This window comes from Nakamurella flavida, from assembly GCF_030811475.1.
GTDB lineage: Bacteria > Actinomycetota > Actinomycetes > Mycobacteriales > Nakamurellaceae > Nakamurella > Nakamurella flavida.
In genome coordinates this window covers 3,423,354-3,443,621 of record NZ_JAUSQV010000001.1, presented here as the reverse complement: position 1 = coordinate 3,443,621, position 20,268 = coordinate 3,423,354, and the positions used below count along the sequence as shown (strand labels likewise).

General features: G+C 69.4%; 18 protein-coding genes and 2 tRNA genes. 3 read left to right on the top strand and 17 right to left on the bottom strand.

Annotated features, from left to right (window positions below; translation table 11 throughout):
* Positions 1–536: 536 nt before the first annotated feature.
* From J2S58_RS15275 to J2S58_RS15250, 7 genes are all read right to left on the bottom strand, one after another.
* Positions 537–2,663 (bottom strand): GmrSD restriction endonuclease domain-containing protein, encoded by a 2,127-nt coding sequence (locus J2S58_RS15275; protein WP_205256579.1) that lies wholly within the window; start codon positions 2,661–2,663, stop codon positions 537–539.
* Between the two features lie 476 nt (positions 2,664–3,139).
* Positions 3,140–3,724: a toll/interleukin-1 receptor domain-containing protein gene (locus tag J2S58_RS15270; protein WP_205256580.1), complete on the bottom strand. Its 585-nt coding sequence runs from the start codon at positions 3,722–3,724 to the stop codon at positions 3,140–3,142.
* Positions 3,721–4,401 (bottom strand): hypothetical protein, encoded by a 681-nt coding sequence (locus J2S58_RS15265; protein ID WP_205256581.1) that lies wholly within the window; start codon positions 4,399–4,401, stop codon positions 3,721–3,723. Before J2S58_RS15265 ends, J2S58_RS15270 begins: the two co-directional genes overlap by 4 nt.
* A gap of 33 nt (positions 4,402–4,434) precedes the next feature.
* Positions 4,435–4,845 (bottom strand): hypothetical protein, encoded by a 411-nt coding sequence (locus tag J2S58_RS19235; RefSeq protein WP_344469869.1) that lies wholly within the window; start codon positions 4,843–4,845, stop codon positions 4,435–4,437.
* Positions 4,846–4,949: 104 nt separating this feature from the next.
* Positions 4,950–5,411: a hypothetical protein gene (locus tag J2S58_RS15260; protein WP_205256583.1), complete on the bottom strand. Its 462-nt coding sequence runs from the start codon at positions 5,409–5,411 to the stop codon at positions 4,950–4,952.
* A gap of 552 nt (positions 5,412–5,963) precedes the next feature.
* Positions 5,964–6,407, bottom strand: coding sequence for a PIN-like domain-containing protein (locus J2S58_RS15255; RefSeq protein ID WP_205256584.1), 444 nt, complete (start codon positions 6,405–6,407; stop codon positions 5,964–5,966).
* Positions 6,404–7,081 carry a DUF433 domain-containing protein gene (locus J2S58_RS15250; protein WP_205256585.1) on the bottom strand — a complete coding sequence of 226 codons (678 nt, stop codon included), beginning with the start codon at positions 7,079–7,081 and terminating at the stop codon, positions 6,404–6,406. The genes J2S58_RS15255 and J2S58_RS15250 overlap by 4 nt, the downstream gene beginning before the upstream one ends.
* An 80-nt stretch (positions 7,082–7,161) precedes the next feature.
* Between J2S58_RS15250 and J2S58_RS15245 the strand changes: the two genes are divergently transcribed.
* Complete coding sequence (locus tag J2S58_RS15245) at positions 7,162–8,016, top strand: tyrosine-type recombinase/integrase (RefSeq protein WP_240188852.1); 855 nt, start codon at positions 7,162–7,164, stop codon at positions 8,014–8,016.
* A gap of 62 nt (positions 8,017–8,078) precedes the next feature.
* On the top strand, positions 8,079–9,068 hold the full coding sequence (locus J2S58_RS15240) for an IS481 family transposase (protein WP_306828789.1): 990 nt from the start codon (positions 8,079–8,081) through the stop codon (positions 9,066–9,068).
* A 433-nt stretch (positions 9,069–9,501) separates the two neighbouring features.
* Here the strand turns inward: J2S58_RS15240 and J2S58_RS15235 are convergent.
* From J2S58_RS15235 to J2S58_RS15220, 4 genes are all read right to left on the bottom strand, one after another.
* Positions 9,502–9,574 (bottom strand) — tRNA-Arg (locus tag J2S58_RS15235).
* Positions 9,575–9,651: 77 nt separating this feature from the next.
* Positions 9,652–9,738: transfer RNA gene (locus J2S58_RS15230), tRNA-Ser, on the bottom strand.
* Positions 9,739–9,840: 102 nt separating this feature from the next.
* A complete protein-coding gene (locus tag J2S58_RS15225; protein ID WP_205257987.1) occupies positions 9,841–10,785 on the bottom strand; it encodes a hypothetical protein in 945 nt (314 codons plus the stop codon).
* Positions 10,782–12,758 carry an acetoacetate--CoA ligase gene (locus J2S58_RS15220; RefSeq protein WP_205257986.1) on the bottom strand — a complete coding sequence of 659 codons (1,977 nt, stop codon included), beginning with the start codon at positions 12,756–12,758 and terminating at the stop codon, positions 10,782–10,784. Before J2S58_RS15220 ends, J2S58_RS15225 begins: the two co-directional genes overlap by 4 nt.
* Positions 12,759–12,866: 108 nt before the next feature.
* On the opposite strand from J2S58_RS15220, the gene hisC reads away from it, so the two are divergent.
* Positions 12,867–13,940 carry a histidinol-phosphate transaminase gene (hisC, locus tag J2S58_RS15215; RefSeq protein WP_205257985.1) on the top strand — a complete coding sequence of 358 codons (1,074 nt, stop codon included), beginning with the start codon at positions 12,867–12,869 and terminating at the stop codon, positions 13,938–13,940.
* Between the two features lie 3 nt (positions 13,941–13,943).
* Here hisC and J2S58_RS15210 read toward each other — a convergent pair whose 3' ends face one another.
* The 6 genes from J2S58_RS15210 to allB all read right to left on the bottom strand — a co-directional run bounded on the left by J2S58_RS15210 (position 13,944) and on the right by allB (position 20,228).
* Entirely contained in the window at positions 13,944–15,284 is a 1,341-nt protein-coding gene (locus tag J2S58_RS15210; RefSeq protein ID WP_205257993.1) for an acetyl-CoA carboxylase biotin carboxylase subunit, read from the bottom strand.
* A gap of 56 nt (positions 15,285–15,340) precedes the next feature.
* Positions 15,341–16,207, bottom strand: a complete 867-nt coding sequence (locus tag J2S58_RS15205) for a 5-oxoprolinase subunit C family protein (protein WP_205257984.1) — start codon at positions 16,205–16,207, stop codon at positions 15,341–15,343.
* The gene (locus J2S58_RS15200) at positions 16,204–16,851 is read right to left on the bottom strand and encodes a 5-oxoprolinase subunit B family protein (protein WP_344470543.1); all 648 of its coding nucleotides are present in this window, start codon (positions 16,849–16,851) and stop codon (positions 16,204–16,206) included. The genes J2S58_RS15205 and J2S58_RS15200 overlap by 4 nt, the downstream gene beginning before the upstream one ends.
* Positions 16,852–16,874: 23 nt before the next feature.
* Positions 16,875–17,654 (bottom strand): LamB/YcsF family protein, encoded by a 780-nt coding sequence (locus J2S58_RS15195; RefSeq protein WP_240189307.1) that lies wholly within the window; start codon positions 17,652–17,654, stop codon positions 16,875–16,877.
* 163 nt (positions 17,655–17,817) lie between these two features.
* The gene (alc, locus tag J2S58_RS15190; protein ID WP_205257983.1) at positions 17,818–18,876 is read right to left on the bottom strand and encodes an allantoicase; all 1,059 of its coding nucleotides are present in this window, start codon (positions 18,874–18,876) and stop codon (positions 17,818–17,820) included.
* On the bottom strand, positions 18,873–20,228 hold the full coding sequence (gene allB / locus J2S58_RS15185) for an allantoinase AllB (RefSeq protein ID WP_205257982.1): 1,356 nt from the start codon (positions 20,226–20,228) through the stop codon (positions 18,873–18,875). The genes alc and allB overlap by 4 nt, the downstream gene beginning before the upstream one ends.
* Positions 20,229–20,268: the final 40 nt, after the last annotated feature.

Below are 20,268 nucleotides of genomic sequence, written 5' to 3'. Positions count from 1 at the left end.
AGCGAGTGTATAAAGATCATCAGAGCCTGGCCGCCGACGCCATGGAGATCAGATAGAGAGACTCGTCGCAGTGGAGCGGCACCTCACTGCTCTGCGGAACCTGCAGTCCATGGCGATCGCGCTGGCGCAAGCCGGCGCGCCGCAACGGGCCTTGGCGGCGATCATCGGTGTAGTGCGCCGCCGATCGACCGAATAGTCGCCGTCCAACCGGCCGACATCAGCTGCCAGCTCCGCGACACCTGGGAGAACTGGTGCGAAGGGCCGATCTACCGGCTCCGCGAGCTCACCGGCGTCCCCCGACGACATCGTCGAAGCGGACGCATCCAGGCATACGTGAACGAACGGGAGGGTGCTGGAACCCGCAGCGATGCCCCCTGACACTTCCTCGACGGGCGCTGCTCTTCCGCGCCGGGGCATCCGATAACGCTTGCCCCAACCATGCCAATCCATCGAAAGGCCAGCAATCGTGGATTGCGGCCGGTGCGACGCTCCCACTGGTCGCGAGAGCGACGACCGGCACTGGAAGCGCGCGGGAGTCAACCAGCGGCGAGATGGGCGAGCGAGACCGGCCCCGAGGGCCCGTCTGCCAACCAGAAGTGCCAACCGTCGACGCTGAACCCAGCTGACGCCACGGCCGCCTCCGTAGGCGTTTCGTAGACCTGTCCCTCTACTTCCAGGTCACCGTTGTCGAGCACCGTCGCGAGCACGTCGAAGGAAGAGTCGGCAGGCAGGAGCACCGCCCCGGAAGCGACCAGTCCCTGCTCAATCATCTCGGCCAGTGACACCAGCACGGGCGTCTCGGCGTGCGTTTGAAGGTCGCTAGTCGCAGTCGGCGCCTTCGAAGGCTGCGGGTAGCTGGGCGTGTAGGAGCTGTTGCGCAGCTTCGCGAAGGCGTCGTGGACGACGGCTCCCATGAGCTTGCGACGGGCGACGAGGAAATCGCCGTAGGTCATCTCCGTCCAGCCGTCGGGCAGCGCGTGAAGCCGCATCTGCTCGGCAAGCTTCTCTTCGCCGAAGTTGCGGGCGGCGACCTGCGCAGGCCAATACTTCGCGGGCGGATCGTCAGATACAGCGATGTTGTCCGCCCACTCGACCAGCGCCATGTTGGCGATCTGGTTGACCTGCTTAGTGTCGGTGATCTTCAAGGCCTCGCGCAGATACCCCTTGGGGAATAGGTGGTGCCGCTCGATGCCCTTCTGCGCGACGATGGCCGGGTCGAGCCGGGAACGCACCTTGCCGGTGCCCATCAGCGCATCGGCGTCGAGGATGTTCAGAGCGGCGATATAAGAACTCAACGCAGGACTGCGTGAAGCTGAGGTCGCCAGGTCGTTGGGCAGCGTGATGCTCCAGTAGTCGGCTGACAAGGTGTCGTCGACGATGCGGTCCAGCACCTCGATGAAGCCGTCGGCGGTATTCAAGTTGGCGAAGCGGGCAAGGTCGGATTCGACTTGACTTTCGAACGAGCCGGTGTAGCGGCCAGTCACCTGGACCATGAAGAACCAGCGGGCGATGACCTCACGCAACTGCTGGACACTCATGCCGTAGTCGACGCGACCGATGAGCCACAGCCCGTAGCTGTACAGAACGGCACTCTCGCTGGTTACCATCTTCCCGCTGCGGTAGCCGGCTCGTTCCAGGCACTGAAGAAACTCGTGCCAGTTGGTGAGGCTGAGTACGTGCTCCTGGGCCGCCTTCAGTTCCCGGAACTGTTCGTCACGCTTGTCGACCGACACCTGCCCGGTGTCCAGGTCTTTGCCCCGCAGCAGCGTGTAGACGGTCTTCAGCACAGCGCGACGGAACGCCAGGGCCACCGACACGCGCAGCAACTGCGGAGGCTGTGGCTGGATGAACCAGTTGAAAGGTGATGCCTTAGCGATGGACGGCTGCTTTGCCGCCCGGCAGAAGTCCTCAAGCTCAGCGCGGCCCTTGTCCCAGAACACGCTCATCAGCGTGAGGATGAAGTCGGCGCGGTTGAGCTTGACGCCCTCAGAGTTGATGCGCACGAAGACTTCGGCGACTTGCTCCTCGTCGACGTCCGGGGACAGCTCCACGACCTTGAACGGGTAGTTGTGCAGGTCGTACAGCCGGTCGATGGCGTCGTCGAGACGGTCCTCCTCAGCCTGGGTGATGTCACGCTTGGTGCGCAGACGGTCGAGGAAGGCGCGGACGGTCTTCTTACGCCCCGCGTAGCCCCAAAGAGCAGACACGTCTGGGATAAACTCCGGGTCCTTTTCGATCGCCGCGTCCGCGACACTGAAGGTGGCGTCCGTCGGCCGGAAGGCGATGCGGATGCGCCACTCCGTGTAGTCCTCGCGGACGACCTGTGTCCCCGTCAGAACCGCGAACAACGAGGTCAGGCGCTGCTGCCCGTCGACGATCAACAGCCGAGGCGCGGCCTGCTTGACGTCGGTGCCGATCTGCCGGGTGCCGGCGCCGGCGCCGGTCTCCCAAAACAGCAGGTAACCAACGGGGAAGCCGCGGTACATGGAGTCGAACAGGTCCCGGACCTTCGCAGCAGGCCACACGAACGGTCGCTGAATGTCCGGTAGCGCGACCTCGCCGCGCCTGATGTCGCCGATCAGCCCGCTTAGCGTGTACGTCGTGTCCTTGAAGAGGGTGATCGGCAAGTCAGGCTCCACTCCGCAATGCTCGTCGCCGGGCACTCGGCCCAGCATCGCAAGATGGCAATCTCACCACGCCTGGCCTGTGCGGCCGAATGGCGGGACCCGGCTCATGCCTTGCCGCACGCCTGCATCTCCTCGACCACCCGGCCGGGAATCGGGGTGACGATATCCGTGCTCGCCATCGCGCCGAAGATGTCGGCGGAAGGCGCGCTGATCTCCCCGGTGGTCAGACCCTGCCTACAACGCCAGCATCACCTCGTCGACGTCAGGCACCACCCCGCTGCCCGATCCAGAGACTGCCCGCCGGCGGTCGCTGCGTACGCATGACGCTGGCCTACCCCGAACAACACCGACCGTCGAGCTAACCTGCGGCTGTTGTCACCCCAGGCGGGAGCGGTGGGTGAGCGGACCCGGTGATGCCAGAAACGATCAATGAGTGCAGACTCCCCCGCCAGCTCCCTAGCGCTAGGCACGGCGCAATCTCAACCCCTTCAGACAACTGGGCATCGCTAGGCCTAACGGCCGCACGCTCTACAGCTCACCGAGTAGTAGATGTCGTCATGCTTCTCATCGATGTCTTCATGGACAATCAGCTCCGAGACTGGAGCACCGCAGTTGTCGCAACACACGTACACTTGACCATCAGCGAGCGTCAGGACTTCGATGTCTGACTCAACGAGCGCCTCTTGGATCGCCTTCAGCCGCTCAGCATCGTTCTGGAAGCCCATGATCGAGTTGACCGCTGCGTCTACGGCGTCGGCACGTAGATCAACCCACAGCAGGTGGCTGATGATTGTCGGCAGTGGTGTGTCGTCGAGGACCACCGGGATCACGCGGACATCTGACCCCGGCGCAAGGCTCCGTGACAGCCCGCTGGCGAACTCGGTCTCTACCCAGCGAGCACCGTTCGCGTTGGCCGACCAGCAGACGAGGATTTGGTTCATCGTCTGCAGCCCCTCGTTGACCTTGAGTGGGATTGAGTCACCGGGGCGCATCTCCCATTCGTCGAGCCAAACATCAGCTCCGGCCAACTGGAGCTGCCGGCTCAGCGCCCGTACACGAGGCTTATCCCGGTGGTTGTGAGACATAAAGAGCTTCATCGCTGGAACCACCACTCATCGCCTGCGCTGGCCAAGATCTTTGCCTGCTTCATCTCGTCGAGCAGCACCTTGTTCTTAGACTCAGACTCTTCAGGGAGCGCCTGCAGCAGTTCGGCCATCTTGAGGCGACAACTGTAGGGGTTTTGACCTTTCTCCTGGGACAGCCGGACGAAGGTGCGGTAGACCTCCATCTGAGGTTCCGTCATTCGCTTGACGCTGCGCACGGCGTTGACTGCGACGCTGACGGGGAGGGCGATCGGCACGGCTAGGTGCAACCCCAACAGCAGCACGAGGTTGGTCCAGACGATGCCCATGCTCTTGTCCTTGAAGTCAGCCACCGAGAACCACACCTCAGTGCCGGGAAGCTTGCCCGCTTCTTTCTTCCGAAGTCCACCCTTTTCCCAGTCGCTCACATTCAACCTGTCCAGCATCTCGGGATCGACCCGGTTATTGTCGGCCTCTTCTTCCAGCTCGGCATAGACGCGTTGCTTGTGGTTGTAGGTGGTCTCAGCTCGCTCTGCAGCCTCAAAGGCATCGATCAGGCTCTCATTGGTCTCTCCGAATACAAAGTCGTCTGGAAGAAACCTGAGTCGGGCAGCCAGCGCGTCGTTGTACGCAGCTTGATTGGCGGAGTCGACCTCATACGGGTTGCCTCCCCGGGCCAGGATTTCGCGCATCTTGTCAACGCTTCGCAATTCCACGATCGCCTCTCAGGCTTGCCGGATACACGTTCTAACGTGCTTACATACTTCATGCATGTTCGACGCACACGCCGAATAGTCATCAGCGTCCTTCGCTACGCCGCCAGCCCAGTCACGACCGGCAACAGCTTCGTGCTTGTACCTCGCGATGGTCATGACTCCCAGCCGGACATGCGTTTCTCCTGAGTCGAGACGCGGTCGGCAGGTGCGCCGGGCGGGTCTGCTGGTCGGCCTGCAGGTGATTGAACACGATGCGGGCAAGGCGTCGTTCCAGGCAAGCGTAGGGCTTCGGCGGTCGACATGCCGTCGGCCTTCTTTCGTTCGTAGTTGGGCCTTGCCCTGAGAGCCGGGCAGGCGGATCGGGGTGACCGCGATGCGGTGGAGCGCGGCGTTGAGCCGCCGGTTACCCGACGGCGTCATCCGGACCCGGCCCGCGCTGTTCCCGGACCACACCGGGATCGGCGCCACCCCCGGCGTGGCGGGCGAACTTGGCCTCGCGGGAGAAGCGGGCGATACCGGCGGACTCACCAGTGCTCCGCCGCGGTCACCGCCCCACAACCAGGCATCGCCAGCAGCGCCGGCGCCCCCTTCCCTAACCGCTCGCCGATTCCGGCCTGCGACGCGTTGATCTGCCCGGTCAACGCAATCACGTGGTCCAGTGCGTCCAACGCCAGGTCGGCCACTACACCGCTCATCCCCTGCAAGGCCCGCAACCAGTCCCCCAATTCACCGCTGACCTGGCCGTCAGGCAGCGCCAGGCCCACACTGACCCCGCCAACACCGGGTGTCAGCGCGACCTGTCCAGCTCCAACGACAATCTCGCGGGGCTCGGCGACGACCGGATTGATTAGGCGAGCGAGGCAAACGCCAGGCTCGATCCTGGTCAGGTCAAACGCCTGGCCGCGAACCTGCAGGCCGCGCTGACCAACTGCGCCATCGACCAGGCTGTCGGCATCTGCACCGAATGGCCAGGTGCGGCAACACAACCGGCGCTGCGGCCAAATAGTAGTCGATGAACTGCGCCTCGGTCGTCCCGTCGCCGTATTTGGCACCCGTCCCGGGCTGCTCACCCGAAACGACTCACCACCCACCGTGCGCTCCCCGATCCGATCAGCCTCCACAGCACACCCCCACCAGGACGGCGCTGGCCGGGGACGCCGGCGGGCGGGCTGTGCGCGTGGCGCCCAGTCTGTGGCCCCAAACGCCACAACGGCACAGCGCGAAGTGGGTCCGGATCGTGTCAACGGCGCCCCCTCTCGCGTACCCGTCGCCACGACGTGTACTCCCAGCGAGCTCCACTTCACCTGCCACACACCTCATACACTTTAGACACGAGCCGGTCACGCAAAGTCGTTGTCACGACAGACGCCTGACCCACGCCATTCAGGCGTGATGCTCGTTTACGCACTGGCCCAGCTGCCACCCATTGGCGGGCCACAAGGCGAGCCCGCCCTGTCAGGTGAGGCGAACGCCGACACCTGCAGGGCCTGGTCCGTCGGCCTCGAATGGCTACTAGCGGAGCGCCCGGCTCAGCCTGGTCAGTCCAGAGAGATGCGCCGGCGTTGCCCTGTCCGGCTCAAGCTGTAGATGAACGGGCCGGGCTCGGCGTGCATCTGCTCGATCTCTCGCCAGCGGGTGAGGAGCACCTCGAGCTGCGTCCAGATCGTTGCCGCGTCGTCACTGAAAAGGTTGACCATCTTCGCCCGGTGGTCTCGTACGGCATGACGCTCCCGGGTGTGCTGCTGGATCTTGCGATCTCTGGTGATGATGAGCCAGCCACGGGCTGCCACCTCGGGAATCCACTCCACGTCCTTGATGGCCGTCGCCGGGATGGGACACGGCGGTCGAAACCGTCTGCGGATCAAGGCGCCTTCATCCCCAAGGTAGGTGATGTCAGGGCGCTCCTGGCAGACAAGCCTGGCCAGCCCGCGCAGGTCTGCGTCGATGAAGAAGCGGACGGTAGCGAGCTGCGGGCGGCTCACGCAGCCCGCGCAGCCTCTTCGGACTCATAGCTCAGCGCCCATCGAACGTCCCGGATCGTCAAACCGAACAGGTCCACAAGATCAGGTACAGCGGCTCCGTCCTCGGCTTGCTCCCAGAGGGCGGCGGTGCTGATTCCGCCGACGGACGGACGACCTCCGCGGATCTCTGGGTCGATGACGACCGTGGACCGATCCGCGCTTGCCGGCCGCCACTTGGCCGCGACATCGTTGATCCAGGTCACGCGCTGGTAGAACTGCTCGGCACTCGGTGTCAGCACCAGCTGCCCGTTGACCGTCGCCACTAGCGCGAAGTCCGGGTGGAGGTCCGCATCATCCTGGGCGTTGAGCAGGAGCTCGCGGCCGCTGATGAACGGCTTGGCGTGCGCAAGCGGGTAGGGGATGCCATAACTATCCTGAAGATGGGTGATGAGAGCCCTGAGCTCCGCCATCGGCACGTTGTGCACGCGGCGGTACTGGCGCAGCAAGCCAGCCTCGATAAACTCCGCCCAGGTCACGTTCTTGTTGCCGGTCGAATGTTCGCGGATCACCGGACGGTAGGTCTTGGTGCCTGACGCCTTGCCTTCGAGCCAGTAGTGCAGGGTCGGTTGGGGCACACCGAGGAGCGACGCTGCGCCCGCCTCGGTGTACATCTCCTGCTCCAGAAGGGTGACCACAGGGACCAGTGTGACACCACCCCGGGAAAGCCGTGTGCTGATCTCACTACCTAGGCACCCTCAGGCCGTCCACCGTGACGATGTATCGGTTCTATGCCGAGGGCCGCATCCGTAAGCACCTGGCTTCGGTGGAGCTCCGCGACCTCAAGCGGCCCGCGGTGGCTGCCATGATCCGTGCGCTGGTCGAAGCAGGCGACGGCCCCACGACGATCCATCGATGCGTTGCTGCACTTCGTTCGGCCCTGACAGCTGCAGTTCGAGCCAGCTTGATCCCGACCAACCCAGCGCGAGATGTGGAGCTCCCCCGCCGCACCACCGCCCGAGCGAACCCCTGGGAGCCGGGCGAACTCGCGGCAATCCTGACCGAAGCCCAGACCGACCGCCTCGGCGTACTTTTCGAGCCTCTGGCCTTCACCGGGATGCGGCGCGGCGAGGCGCTGGCGCTGCGTTGGGACAAAGTCGATCTGTTCACTCGACAATTACAGGTGCGCCGCCAGGTGGTGCAGGGACAGACGCCCATCTGCCAGTGGTGCGGCGGTAGTCACAAGGTCGCCTGGCGCGAACCGAAGACTGCCGCCGGGACCCGGATCGTCGAGATGGACAAGCAGACCGCGGCAATGATGCACGGCCACCGCAAGGCTCAGCAGATCGAGCGTGATCATTGGGCCGGCGTCTACACCGACCACGGTCTGGTGTTCGCGCGTGAGAACGGCCTGCCCCTGTATCCGACGGTGGTGACCCACCGGTTCGCGTCCATCGTCGCCAGAACTGCCACCGCTGGGCCGGAAGGTTCCGCCACGCTGAGGATGATCGAGCTGCACGACCTCCGCCACGGCGCGGCATCACTCGGCATCGCAGCCGGCGTCCCCATCGAAGTCGTGTCGAAGAGGCTAGGTGTAATGCCCACGAGGGTTGTTGACAGTTGGGTCTGGTGATCGGGGAGACCTCCGGGTGAAGGTGTGGGTGCTGACGCCTCACCGACAACCCGGAGGTCTCGATGTCCCACGCTAATGCCCGTCTGACCGTTCACGGCCGTGCTGAGCTGATCCGGCGGGTAATCGAGCAAGGACGCCCGGTGGCCCACGTGGTGGTCGAGATGAACATTTCCCGCGCCACGGGCTACAAGTGGTTGGCCCGTTGGCGGGCCGAAGGTCCGGCCGGACTGATCGATCGATCCAGTCGGGCGCACCGGCTGCCGGGCCGGACCCCGCGCGGACTGGAGGACAAAATCCTGGCGGTGCGCGCCGCGCGCAAGCTCGGACCGGCCCGGATCGCACCGTTGGTGGGTTTGGCGCCCTCCACGGTGCACGCGGTGCTGCGCCGTCACGGCATGCACCGACTGGCCTGGATGGACCGCCCCAGCGGGGTGGTGATCCGCCGCTACGAGCGGGCTGCTCCCGGGGAGCTGCTGCACGTGGACGTCAAGAAGCTGGGCGCCATTCGGCAGGGCGGAGGGTGGCGGGTGCACGGACGCGGATCGCTCGAGCACCTCGCCGCGCAGGCCGCCCTCAAAGCCGGCCGGCGAGCCGGCTACGACTACGTGCACTGCGCGATCGACGACCACACCCGACTGGCCTACGCCGAGATCCACCCCGACGAGAGCGCGGTGACCTGCGCGGCTTTCCTGCGTTCGGCTGCGGCCTGGTTCGCCACCGTCGGCGTCACCGGCATCCAACGCGTGATGACCGACAACGCTCTGGCCTACCGGCGGAGCCAGGCCTGGCGGCAGGCGCTGGCCGACGTGGGCGCCCAAGCCCGCTTCACCCGCAACTACCGACCCCAGACCAACGGCAAAGCCGAACGGTTCAACCGGACCCTGGCCGAAGAATGGGCCTACGTCAGGCCCTTCGCCAGCTCAGCAGAACGCGCTGCGGCCTTGCCCGAATGGCTCCACACCTACAACCATCACCGCAACCACACCGCCCTGGGCGGAAACCCACCCATCAGCCGCACGACCGTCAGCAACCCACCTGGGGATTACAGCTAGGCCACAGTTCCATCAGTGCGACCGCCGATATCTACGGCCACCTGCTGGACGGCGTCGGGCACCAGGCGGCGGAGGCCGCGGCGGCCTTGGTGCCGCGCACGCGCACTTCCGACAGCTGAGCTGGCACCGGAGGCACTCCTGGGCTTGTCGACCGCAAGCCCCGCCAGTCGGTGCATGCCAACGACTTGGGCGGGCAGCGCAGCCAACCCCTGCAGCAGCCGGCTCACGCAGGGCAGCCCACCCGCCTGACGTCCGCCGCCACACCCCGGCTGGGGAGAAGTGCGCGACCACAGATCGGAATCTAATAAGGTCTGGCGGACATCAATGGGCACGGCGGGGGGCTGTGTGATTAATCGGTGACCAACCCGCCGCTCGCAGGTGGTTCAGGGTAAGGATGAAAGCTCATCAGTGCAGGTCGGCGGCCTGCTGTAAGTGCGCCCGGAGGGATTCGAACCCCCAACCTTCTGATCCGTAGTCAGATGCTCTATCCGTTGAGCTACGGGCGCGTGTTCAGTTTTCGTGCTGTGGTGCGGTCCTGCTGGGTACTACCACCTCTCGGCAGCCCGAAGGCACCCGGTCAGCGCGGAAGCGGAGGGATTTGAACCCTCGGTACTCTTACGAGCACAACACATTAGCAGTGTGTCCCATTCGGCCGCTCTGGCACGCTTCCTGGGGCCACCTGCGGAGGCCGCCGGGTGCTGACAGTACCCGGGGGATGTGGCCGGAAGCAAAACGGCCCGACCCATCCCCATCGCCCCTGGTCAGGCCTCGATCAGGACAGGCAGGCCGCCAGGTCGAGGCCCACCGCGCCGGGGTCGGCGGCGGTGTCCGCAGAGCAGCCCACGACCACGTAGCGCTCACCGGACCAGCCGAAGACCATCCACACCGTCGCCCCGTCCGCGGCGTCCTGCACAGCGATACCCAGTCCACCGTCCAGGTCGACCGTCCGGCCCTCCGCTGTCGCCGACGGGAAGGCGTCGTTGCCGGAGACGTCCCGCCAGGCCCCCGTACCGGTGAGCTCGAACGCGGACAGGATCGCGCGGCCGTCGGACTGCCGCGCGGTCACCACGCACCGGGCCTGGCTGTCGCAGGGCAGCACTTCACCGGTCGGGGCGGGGAACTCCGCGCCGTAGGGGATGTTGATCAACCCGCGCACCGCGCCGTCGGGCCCGACGGACAGCAGCAGGGCGCGGCCGGTGCCGCTGGCCACCAGCGCCGCTGACAGGTCTCCGGTGACACCGGCGTGGGTGGCGAGCACCGTGCAGCCGGGGCAGTTGGCCAAGGTCACCGGCACGGTGTTGCCGTCCCCCGCCGCGGGCGGGGCGGGCTCGGCGCTGGGGGCGGCCGACGCGGCGGCCTGCGACGTCGACTCCGGGGTCGGGTCGGCCGCCGGCGTCGGGGCAGTCACTGCGGGCTCCTGAGCCGGTGCAGAGCTGCTCTCCGTCGGGGCGGCAGGTTCGGCCGGCGACGCCGCCGGCTCGGCGGGCGGGGACGCGACGGGTGCGCCGCCCAGGTCGGGCACGGTGACGGTGACCGCCGCCCCCGGAGCGGAGCTCGCGGCTGAGGACGTCGCGCCTGACGGCACAGTCGGCACCGACGCACCCACCCCAGAGCTCGTCGCGGTCAGCGCACCACTCGCCGCTCCTCCGCATCCGGCCAGCACCACCGAGGCCGCGACGGCCAGCGCGGCGAGCCCGGCCCGCACTCGCCCGCTCATGCCGTCACCCCGGCGGTCCGGGCCGCGTCCAGCAGGGCCTGCAGGCTGTCCGGGTCGGCCAGCGCGTCTCGGGAGACGGCTTCATCGATAGGCGTCCCGGTCTGCACCCGTTTCACCGGCACCTCGCACTTCTTGCCGTTGACCGTCCGCGGGATCACCAGGACGGCGACCACCGCGCCGGGGACGTGGCGCGGCGAGAGCTCCTGCCGTACGGCTGCCCGCACCGCCGCGGTCAATGCGTCCAGGTCGACTCCGTCGGCGGGGACGAGGAACAGCACCAGCTGTCCGTAGTGGGCGCCGGACGACGTGTCCACGACCAGGGCGTCCAAGACGCCGTCCACGGCCTCGACCACCCGGTAGAACTCCGCCGTGCCCATCCGCACCCCGCCCCGGTTCAGCGTCGAGTCCGACCGGCCCTCGATCACGCAGGAGCCGCGGGAGGTGAGCCGAATCCAGTCGCCGTGCCGCCACACCCCGGGGTACTCGGCGAAGTACGCCTCCCGCAGCCGGCTGCCGTCCGCGTCGCCCCAGAACCCGACGGGCATGGACGGCAGCGGAGCGGTGAGCACCAGCTCGCCGACCTCGTCTATCAGCGCCTCACCCGAGGGGGAGAACGCTTCGACCCGGGCACCCAGGGCCCGGCAGGAGATCTCAGCCGACCACACCGGCACGGTCGGTGCGGCCCCGACGAACGCGGTGCAGACATCGGTGCCGCCGGAGATGGACGCGATCTGCACGTGGCCGCCGACCCGGTCGTGCAGCCAGCGGAATCCGTCCGGCCCGAGCGGCGAGCCGGTGGAACCGAACGTCCGCAGCCCGGTGAGGTCGTACCGCTCCGCCGGATGCAGACCGGCGGTTCGGCAGGAGTGCACGTACGCGGCCGACGCCCCCAGGTAGTCGACCCGGTGCCGCTCGGCCAGCCGCCACAGGGCGTCGAGGTCCGGGTGGGCGGGGCTGCCGTCGTACAGCACGACGGTCGCGCCGGTCAGCAGTCCGCCGACGAGGAAGTTCCACATCATCCAGCCGGTGGTGGAGAACCACAGGAACCGGTCGGCGGGGCCGAGATCGCACTGCAGCCCGACGGCCTTGAGGTGCTCGAGCAGGATCCCGCCCTGCGACTGCACGATCGGCTTGGGCAGGCCCGTTGTCCCCGAGGACCAGAGCACCCACAGCGGCGCGTCGAACGCTATCGGCTCCGCGATCACCGGGCCGGGTTCGGCGAGCAGATCGGTCCAGCGGACGGCCTCGTCCGAGGTGGTGCTGAGCACGGGCAGCCACACGGTGGCGGCCAGGCCGGGCAGGGCGTCCTGCACACGGCGCACGGTGTCGGCGACGGGATAGTCCTTGCCGCCGTAGCGGTAGCCGTCCACGGTGAGCAGCACCGTCGGCTCGATCTGGGCGAACCGGTCGATGACCGCCCCGGCGCCGAAGTCCGGCGAACAATTCGACCACACCGCGCCGAGACCGGCGGTGGCCAGCAACCCGACGAGTGCGGGCAGGGCGTTGGGCAGCAGCGCGGCGACCCGATCGCCCGGTCCGACGCCGTACCGGCGCAGCCCGGCCTGGGCCGCGCCGACCAGCTCCCGCAACCGGCGCAAGGTGATCATCTGCTCGGCGCCGGACTCGTCGACCGCGATGACGGCGAGATCGTCGGGGCCGCGGCCCGGCCGGTCGGCCAGGGCGTGCTCGGTGTAGTTCAGCGTGCCACCGGGGAACCACACCGCGCCGGGCATCCGCGCGTCGGCCAGCGCCGCGGTCGGGGCGGTGTGCCAGTGCACGGCGAAGAAGTCGGCCACCGCCGTCCAGAACCCGCCCAGGTCGTCGACCGACCACTGCCACAGGTCGTCGTACCCGGTCAGGTCCCGGCCCGCCCGGTCGCCGGCCAGCCGGGCGAACGCGGTGATCGCGGCCCCCTCGACCCGCTCGGGCCGGGGAGTCCACAGCACCTCGGGGACGACATCTGTCCTGCTCATGGCTCGTTCCTACACGAGCGGGCCGGGCCGGTCAGGCTGCCACGGCGCACCACATAGCCTGGTCCGGAACGGTTCGTGGATGACTCGTACGGGAACGGGGCACGTGGGATGACGGTGCGGTTGCGATCGGCCCTGGACGGTCTGCCGTCCTACGCCCCGGGGCGGAACGTGCCCGGCGCGGTCAAGTTGGCCTCCAACGAGCTGAGCTTCCCCACCCTGCCGTCGGTGGCCGAGGCCATCGGCGCGCACGCCGCCCAGGGCGCCACCGGTGGGCTCAACCGCTATCCGGACAACGCCGCGAACCTGCTTGCCGAGCAGCTGGCCGCGCTGGCCGGCGCGCCGCGCGAGAACCTCGTCGTCGGTGGCGGATCGGTCGCGTTGTGCCATCAGATCGCCGAGATCACCGTGGACCGCGGTGACGAGGTGATCTACGGCTGGCGCTCGTTCGAGACCTATCCGATCGTCACCGGTCTGATGGGTGGCCGGGCGATGCAGATCCCGGTGACCGCCGCCCAGGAGCTCGACCTGGCCGCGATGGCCGACGCCGTCACCGACCGCACCCGGCTGATCTTCGTGTGCACGCCGAACAACCCGACCGGCACCGCCGTGCGCACCGACCAGCTGACCACGCTGCTGGACGCGGTGCCGGAGGACGTGCTGGTCGTGGTGGACGAGGCCTACCGCGAGTTCGACCGGGACCCGGAGTCGCCCAACGGGGTGCAACTGGCACTGACCCGGCCGAATGTGCTGGCCCTGCGCACGCTCTCGAAGGCCTACGGCCTGGCCGGTCTGCGGGTCGGCTATGCGGTGGGGCCGCTGGACGTGGTGACGGCGCTGCGCCGGGTGGCCATCCCGTTCGCGGTGAACAGCCTGGCCCAGGTGGCTGCCCTCGCCGCCCTGGAGCACGGAGCGGAGTTCGTCCCCCGCTGGGAGCAGGTCGTCGCCGAACGCGACCGGGTGTCGATTGCGTTGCGCGGCTTCGGGTTCGAGGTGCCGCCGTCGCAGGCGAACTTCGTCTGGCTGCCCCTGGCGGAGGAAGCCACCCGGTTCGCCGCGCACTGCGAGACCCACCGGGTCATCGTGCGGCCGTTCGCCGACGCCGCCGGCGGCGTGCGGGTGTCCATCGGGTCGCCCGAGGAGAACGACCAGTTCCTGGCCGCGGCCGGCAGCTACCCGGGCTGACCCTCAGCTGCGCATCCGCCCGACGATGCCGGTGTCGTAGTGCCCGGAGACGAACTCCGCGTCGTCCAGCAGCTCGGCGAAGAACGGCAGATTGCTCTTCGGGCCGACCACGGTGAACCCGGCGACAGCCTCCCGGGCCCGGGCCAGCACCTGCTCCCGGTCGTCCCCGAAGACGATCAGCTTGGCCATCAACGAGTCGTAGGACGGGGTGACGGTGGTGTCCGGGCCGTACCCGGCGTCCACCCGGACCCCCTCGCCCGACGGCTCCACCCACTCGCGCACCACACCCGGTCCGGGCAGGAAACGTTTCGGGTCCTCGGCGTTGATCCGCAGCTCGAGCGCGTGCCCGGTGACGGTCACCGCGTCCGGGTCGAAGGTGACGTCCTCGCCGGCGGCGATGTGGAACTGCTGCTCGACCAGGTCCAGCCCGGTGACGGCCTCGGTGATCGGGTGCTCCACCTGCAGCCGGGTGTTCATCTCCAGGAAGACGAAGTCCTGCGCGGACTCGTCGACCAGGCACTCCACCGTGCCGGCGTTGCGGTAGCCGACGGCCTCACCGGCGCGCACCGCGGCGGCCAGCATGCGCGCCCGCAGCTCCGGGGACACCGCCGGTGACGGGGTCTCCTCGGCGACCTTCTGGTTGCGGCGCTGCACCGAGCAGTCCCGCTCCCCCAGCGCCACCACGCGTCCGTCGGCCAACCCGAGGATCTGCACCTCGACGTGCCGGGCCACCGGCAGGAACCGCTCCAGCAGCACCGACCCGTCGCCGAACATCCGCTCGGCGAACGCGGCGATCCGGTCGAACTGCTCGGCCGCCTGCGCGGCGTCCTCGGCCACGCTCATCCCCATGCCACCGCCGCCGGCCGCAGCCTTGATCATCACCGGGTAGCCGATCCGCTCGGCTTCGCGCACCGCGGCATCGCGGTCGGCGACGGGCTCGCGTGTGCCGGCGGCCACCGGAACCCCGGCGTCCTCCATGAGGTTGCGGGCGTTGATTTTGTCGCCCATCTTCTCGATGACGTCGGCGGACGGGCCGACCCAGATCAGCCCGGCGTCCTGCACGGCCCGGGCGAACGCCGCGTTCTCCGACAGGAACCCGTAACCGGGGTGGATGGCCTGCGCCCCGGTGTCCCGCGCGGCCTGCAGGATGCGCTCGATGTTGCGGTACGACTCGGCCGGCGCCGCCCCACCGAGCAGCACCGCCTCGTCGGCCTCGGTGACGAACGGCAGGCCGGCGTCCACGTCGGAGTGCACGGCGATGGTGCGGATGCCCATCTCCCGGGCGGTCCGCAGGATGCGGCGGGCGATCTCGCCGCGGTTGGCGACGAGCAGGCTGTCGAACATCGGGTTCTCCGGATTCTGGCTGGACTTCACGGATGGGCGGTCGGACGGCGGTGCGGTCAGCTGGCGCGGAAGGCGAGCCGTTGACCCGGGCGGAGCTGGGCGGCGCGGTCGACGTCGGCGTCCAGAACCACGGCGACGACGGGGTACCCGCCGGTGAGCGGATGGTCGGCGAGGAACAGCACGGGTTCGCCGCCGGGCGGGATCTGGACGGAGCCGAGAGCCATGCCCTCGCTGGGCAACTCACCCTCGACGGCGCGGATCAGCCCCGGGGCGTCGGGATCGGTCCGCTGTAGGCGCAGCCCGACCCGGTTGCTGCGCGGGCTCACCGTCCACTCCCCCGTGGTGAGGGCCGACGGATCAGTGAACCAGTCGTCCCGTGGGCCGAACCGCACCCGCAAGGTCACCGGTCCGTCCGCCGGGATCTCCGCGTCCGGGACCGTCGACGGCGGGGGCTCGTCCGACGCCCCGACGGGCAGCACGTCCCCGGCGGCGACCGGGGGTGGGCCGATCCCGGACAGGGTGTCGGTGCTGCGCGACCCCAGCACGGCGGGTACGGCGAACCCGCCGGCCACGGCGAGGTAGGTCCGTAGTCCGGTCCGCGGGGCGCGCATCCGCAGCGTCTGCCCGGCCCGCAGGTCGAACCGGGTCGCGTGCGGGACGGGTTCCTTGTCCACCTCGACCGGGGCGGGGGCCCCGGCGACCGCGACGACGAGATCGGTCTCCGCCCTGACCTGCAGCCCACCCAGCGTGCATTCCAGCACCGCGGCGCCGGAATCGTTGCCCAGCAGCGCATTGGCCCGCGCGGCGGACGCGCGATCGGCGGCACCCGATCGACCGACGCCGTCCGCGGCGTGGCCGGTGCGGCCGGTGTCCTGCAGCAGCGCCAGCGGCCCGGTGCGCAGCACGGTGAGCCGGCCGGTCACCGCGACCCGCCGTCAGCCACGTCGACGAACCGGACCCAGCGCCCGGGCTGGATGGTGGCCGGTGGCTCGACCGTCACGTCCCACATGCCCAGGTCGGTGGTGCCGATGAGCTGCCACCCGCCGGGCGACTCCCGCGGGTAGACCGCGGAGAACTCGCCGGCCAGGGCGACCGACCCGGCGGGCAGCGAGGTACGCGGCTCGGCGCGGCGGGGCACGGCCAGGGCGGGGTCGCCTCCTGCCAGATAGGCGAAGCCCGGGGCGAAACCGACGAATGCGGCCCGCCACGGGGTCCCGGTGTGCGCCCGGATCACCCCGTCCCGGCCGAGACCGGTCAGCTCGGCCACGTCGTCCAGGTCGGGCCCGTCGTAGCGCACCGGGATCACCAGGGCGTCGGACGGGGCACCGTCGCCCCGTGCGGTCCCGGCACCGACCACCCCGACGAGGTCGCGCAGCGCATCGGCGGTCGCGTCGAGGTCGGCGTCGGCCGCGAGGCGGACCAGCACCGTCCGGGCGGCGGGCACCAGGTCCTCGACGCCGGCCAACTCGCCGGCCGAGAGGGCGGCGCTCAGGTGGTCGGTGAGGGCGAGAACGGCGTTCAGGTCCGACGTATCGATGAGCAGGGCGCGGTCGCCGGCCGGCTGGATCCCGGCTGTCACCGCGGAGCCGCTCACGCGAAGGCCCGCACGTCGACGCCTGCGCCCCGCAGGGCGTCACGCACGGCCGCGGCCATGGCGATCGCGCCAGGGCTGTCGCCGTGCACGCAGATGCTCTCGGCGCGGACGGCGACATCGCTGCCGTCCACCGCGGTGACCACGCTCTCGGTCACCATCCGCACCATGCGGGCGGCGACCTCGGCGGCGTCGGAGAGCAGGGCGCCCGGCTCACTGCGCGACACCAGGGTGGCCCGCGGGGTGTACCCGCGGTCGGCGAACGCCTCGGTGACCGGACGCAGCCCGGCCGCCTCGGCCAGCTCCAGCAGGGCCGATCCGGGCAGGCCCACCAGCGGCAGCGACGGGTCGACCGCGCGCACCGCGTCGACCACGGACCGAGCCTGGCCGCGGTGGTGGACGGCCGTGTTGTACAGCGCACCATGGGGTTTCACATACCGGACCGAGGTGCCGGCCACGGCGGCGAGCGCCTGCAGGGCACCGATCTGGTAGACCACGTGATCGGTCAGCTCGATCAGATCCATGTCGATGAACCGGCGGCCGAACCCCCCGAGGTCCTGGTAGCCGACCTGCGCGCCGACCGTCACCCCGGCCGCCGCGGCGGCCTCGCAGGTGCGCCGCAGCGTGGTCGGGTCGCCGGCGTGGAAGCCGCACGCCACGTTGACGCTGGTGACGTAGGGCATGAGCGCGGCGTCGTCACCGAGCACCCAGCGGCCGTAGGACTCCCCGACGTCGCTGTTCAGATCGATGCTCGACGTGCGGACACGGGACTCACTCATGGGGCCTCCCCCCGCTTCAATTGTCCGACAGCATGCACCCGATCTGCCCTTCCCCCTGCGCTCCCTGTCCGGGTGGGCGCCCTGCCGGAAGCCGACGGCGGCGGGGCGGCCCAGGCACGGCAGGACCACCCGGACGCCTCCGAGGCCGACGGACCGGCCGCCCTCACCAGGTCGGGCTGACCGCCGCCCGGGTGTGCACCGAGGGCAGCAGCCCGGCGAAGGCCGCCGTCTGCTGCTCCGCCGTCACCGCATCGATCTCCCCGTGCACCCGCACCCGGGCGAGCCCGCCATCGGGGTGGACGTCGAGCCGGACGTGGGTGAGCGGGGCGGCGGTCAGCGACGGGAACACGTGCCGGGTGTCCGGCTGCAGCGGGGTGCGGTCCAGCACCGGCACCCAGGCCTCCGTGTCGGTGAGATCGGCTGCAGCGGCGTCGATCCCGGTCATCCACGCCGCCCCGGGGGCGTTGCCGACGAAGTAGGAGGTGTCCAGTTCGAGGCGGCGGATGCTGCCCCGCGCGCCGAGGGCGATGACCAGGTGTTCGTTGCCGGGAACGCGGCGGCGGGAGTTCTCCCAGCCCTCCCCCATGATCCGGGCCCGACCCGGGAGCAGCAGGTTGGCCGGCGAGGAATAGAACATGTTGGAGCACTCGATGACCGTGCCGCCGTTCTCCAGCGCGGCCAGGTCGACGGTGCCGGTGAGCACCCGCGGATCGGGCACGGCGACACCGTGCACCCGGAAGCGGGCCACCCCGCCGTCCGGGTAGATGGTCAGCCGCACATGCGTCCAGCGGTGCGGATCAGCCACGGTGAAGGGGTTCTCGCTGTCCCCGGCCACCGGGGAGCGGGGTACCAGGGTGGCCCACTCGGCGGCCAGCAGCTCGTCGGTGGACGGGTAACCCTCGACACTGGTGGCCTCGACCGACACCTCGGGCGGGTAGTTGCCCTTGAACCAGGCGGTGTCCACGACGACCCCGTGCACCACGCCGGGTACGCCGAGCCGCACGATCGCGATGTCCACGCCCGGCTCGCGGCGCCGGCGGGTCTCCCAGCCGTCGTAGATCTTCCCCTTGTGCCCGAAGGTGTCGGTGGAGAACACCGACGCCGCCGGGGTGATCAGGTTCTCCTTCTCGGCGAACGTCTCGTCGTTGGCGTACACGACGCTGCCGGCCAGCAGCCGGGACGCGAGATCGGGCAGGTGCCGGAAGTCGGCGGGGGTGCTCATGCTTCTCCTCTGCGCAGGAGACGACCGTGCCGTCCCCCGTCGGTGGTGATGTCGACGCTGATGTCGCGGCCGGCCAGGTAGGTGGACCGGACCCGGCCGGTCAGGGTGCGCCCCGCGTACGGGGTGATCGCGTTGCGGTGGAACAGTTCGGCCGGGTCGACGGTGAAGGTGTCCTCCGGCGCGAAGACCGCGAAGTCGGCGGCGCCCCCTTCGGCGATGCGCCCCTTGGTGGTCAGCCCGGCGTGCTCGGCCGGCGCCTGGGCCATCCAGCGGACGACGTCGGTCAGCGGGATCCCGCGCTCGCGGGCCTGCGTCCAGATGGCCGAGATGCCCAGCTGCAGCGAGGAGATCCCGCCCCAGGCCAACCCGAAATCACCCACGTCGAAACGCTTCAGCTCCGGGGTGCACGGCGAGTGGTCGGAGACGATGCACGCGATGGTGCCGTCCTGCAGCGCCGCCCACAGCTCGTCGCGGTTGGCCGATTCCCGGATCGGCGGGCAGCACTTGAACTGCGTGGCCCCGTCCGGGATCTCCTCCGCGGCGAAGGTCAGGTAGTGCGGGCAGGTCTCGACGGTGATCCGCACCCCGTCGCGCCGGGCCGAACGGATCATCGGCAACGCGTCGGCCGACGACAGGTGCAGGATGTGCACCCGCGCGCCGGTCCACCGGGCCAGCTCGATCACCTCGGCGATGGCCAGGTTCTCGGCGCCCCGCGGGCGGGACTCCAGGAACGCCTGGTAACGCCCGCCGTCGGTGGCCGGCGCCCGGTCGATGGACTCGGCGTCCTCCGCGTGGATGATCATCATGGCGTCGAGCCCGGCCAGCTCGGTCAGATCGGTCTCCAGCTCCGCCCCCTGCAGCGCCGGGAACTCGTCCACGCCGGAGTGCAGCAGGAAGCACTTGAACCCGAACACCCCGGCCTCGTGCAGCGGCCGCAGATCGGCGGTGTTCCCCGGGACCGCGCCACCCCAGAACCCGACGTCGACGAACGTCTTCCCCGCCGCCGTCTGCTGCTTGACCTCCAGCGCGGCCACGTCGACCGTGGGCGGGATGCTGTTCAGCGGCATGTCGATGACGGTGGTGACCCCACCGGCGGCCGCGGCGCGGGTGGCGGTGCGGAAACCCTCCCACTCGCTGCGGCCCGGGTCGTTGATGTGCACGTGCGCGTCGACCAGACCGGGCAGCAGCACCTCGTCGGGCCCGAGCGTGACGACCCGGTCGGCGGTCAGCTCGGGGGCGGGTCCCTGCACCGAGACGATGACGCCGCCGCGCACGCCGACGGTCACCGCGGCCTCGCCGTCGGGCAGGACGGCGCGGTCGGCATGGATCACCAGGTCGAGCTGATCGGTCATCGGGGCCTCCGGCGGGTCGGGACGGGTGCGATCCAGGCAG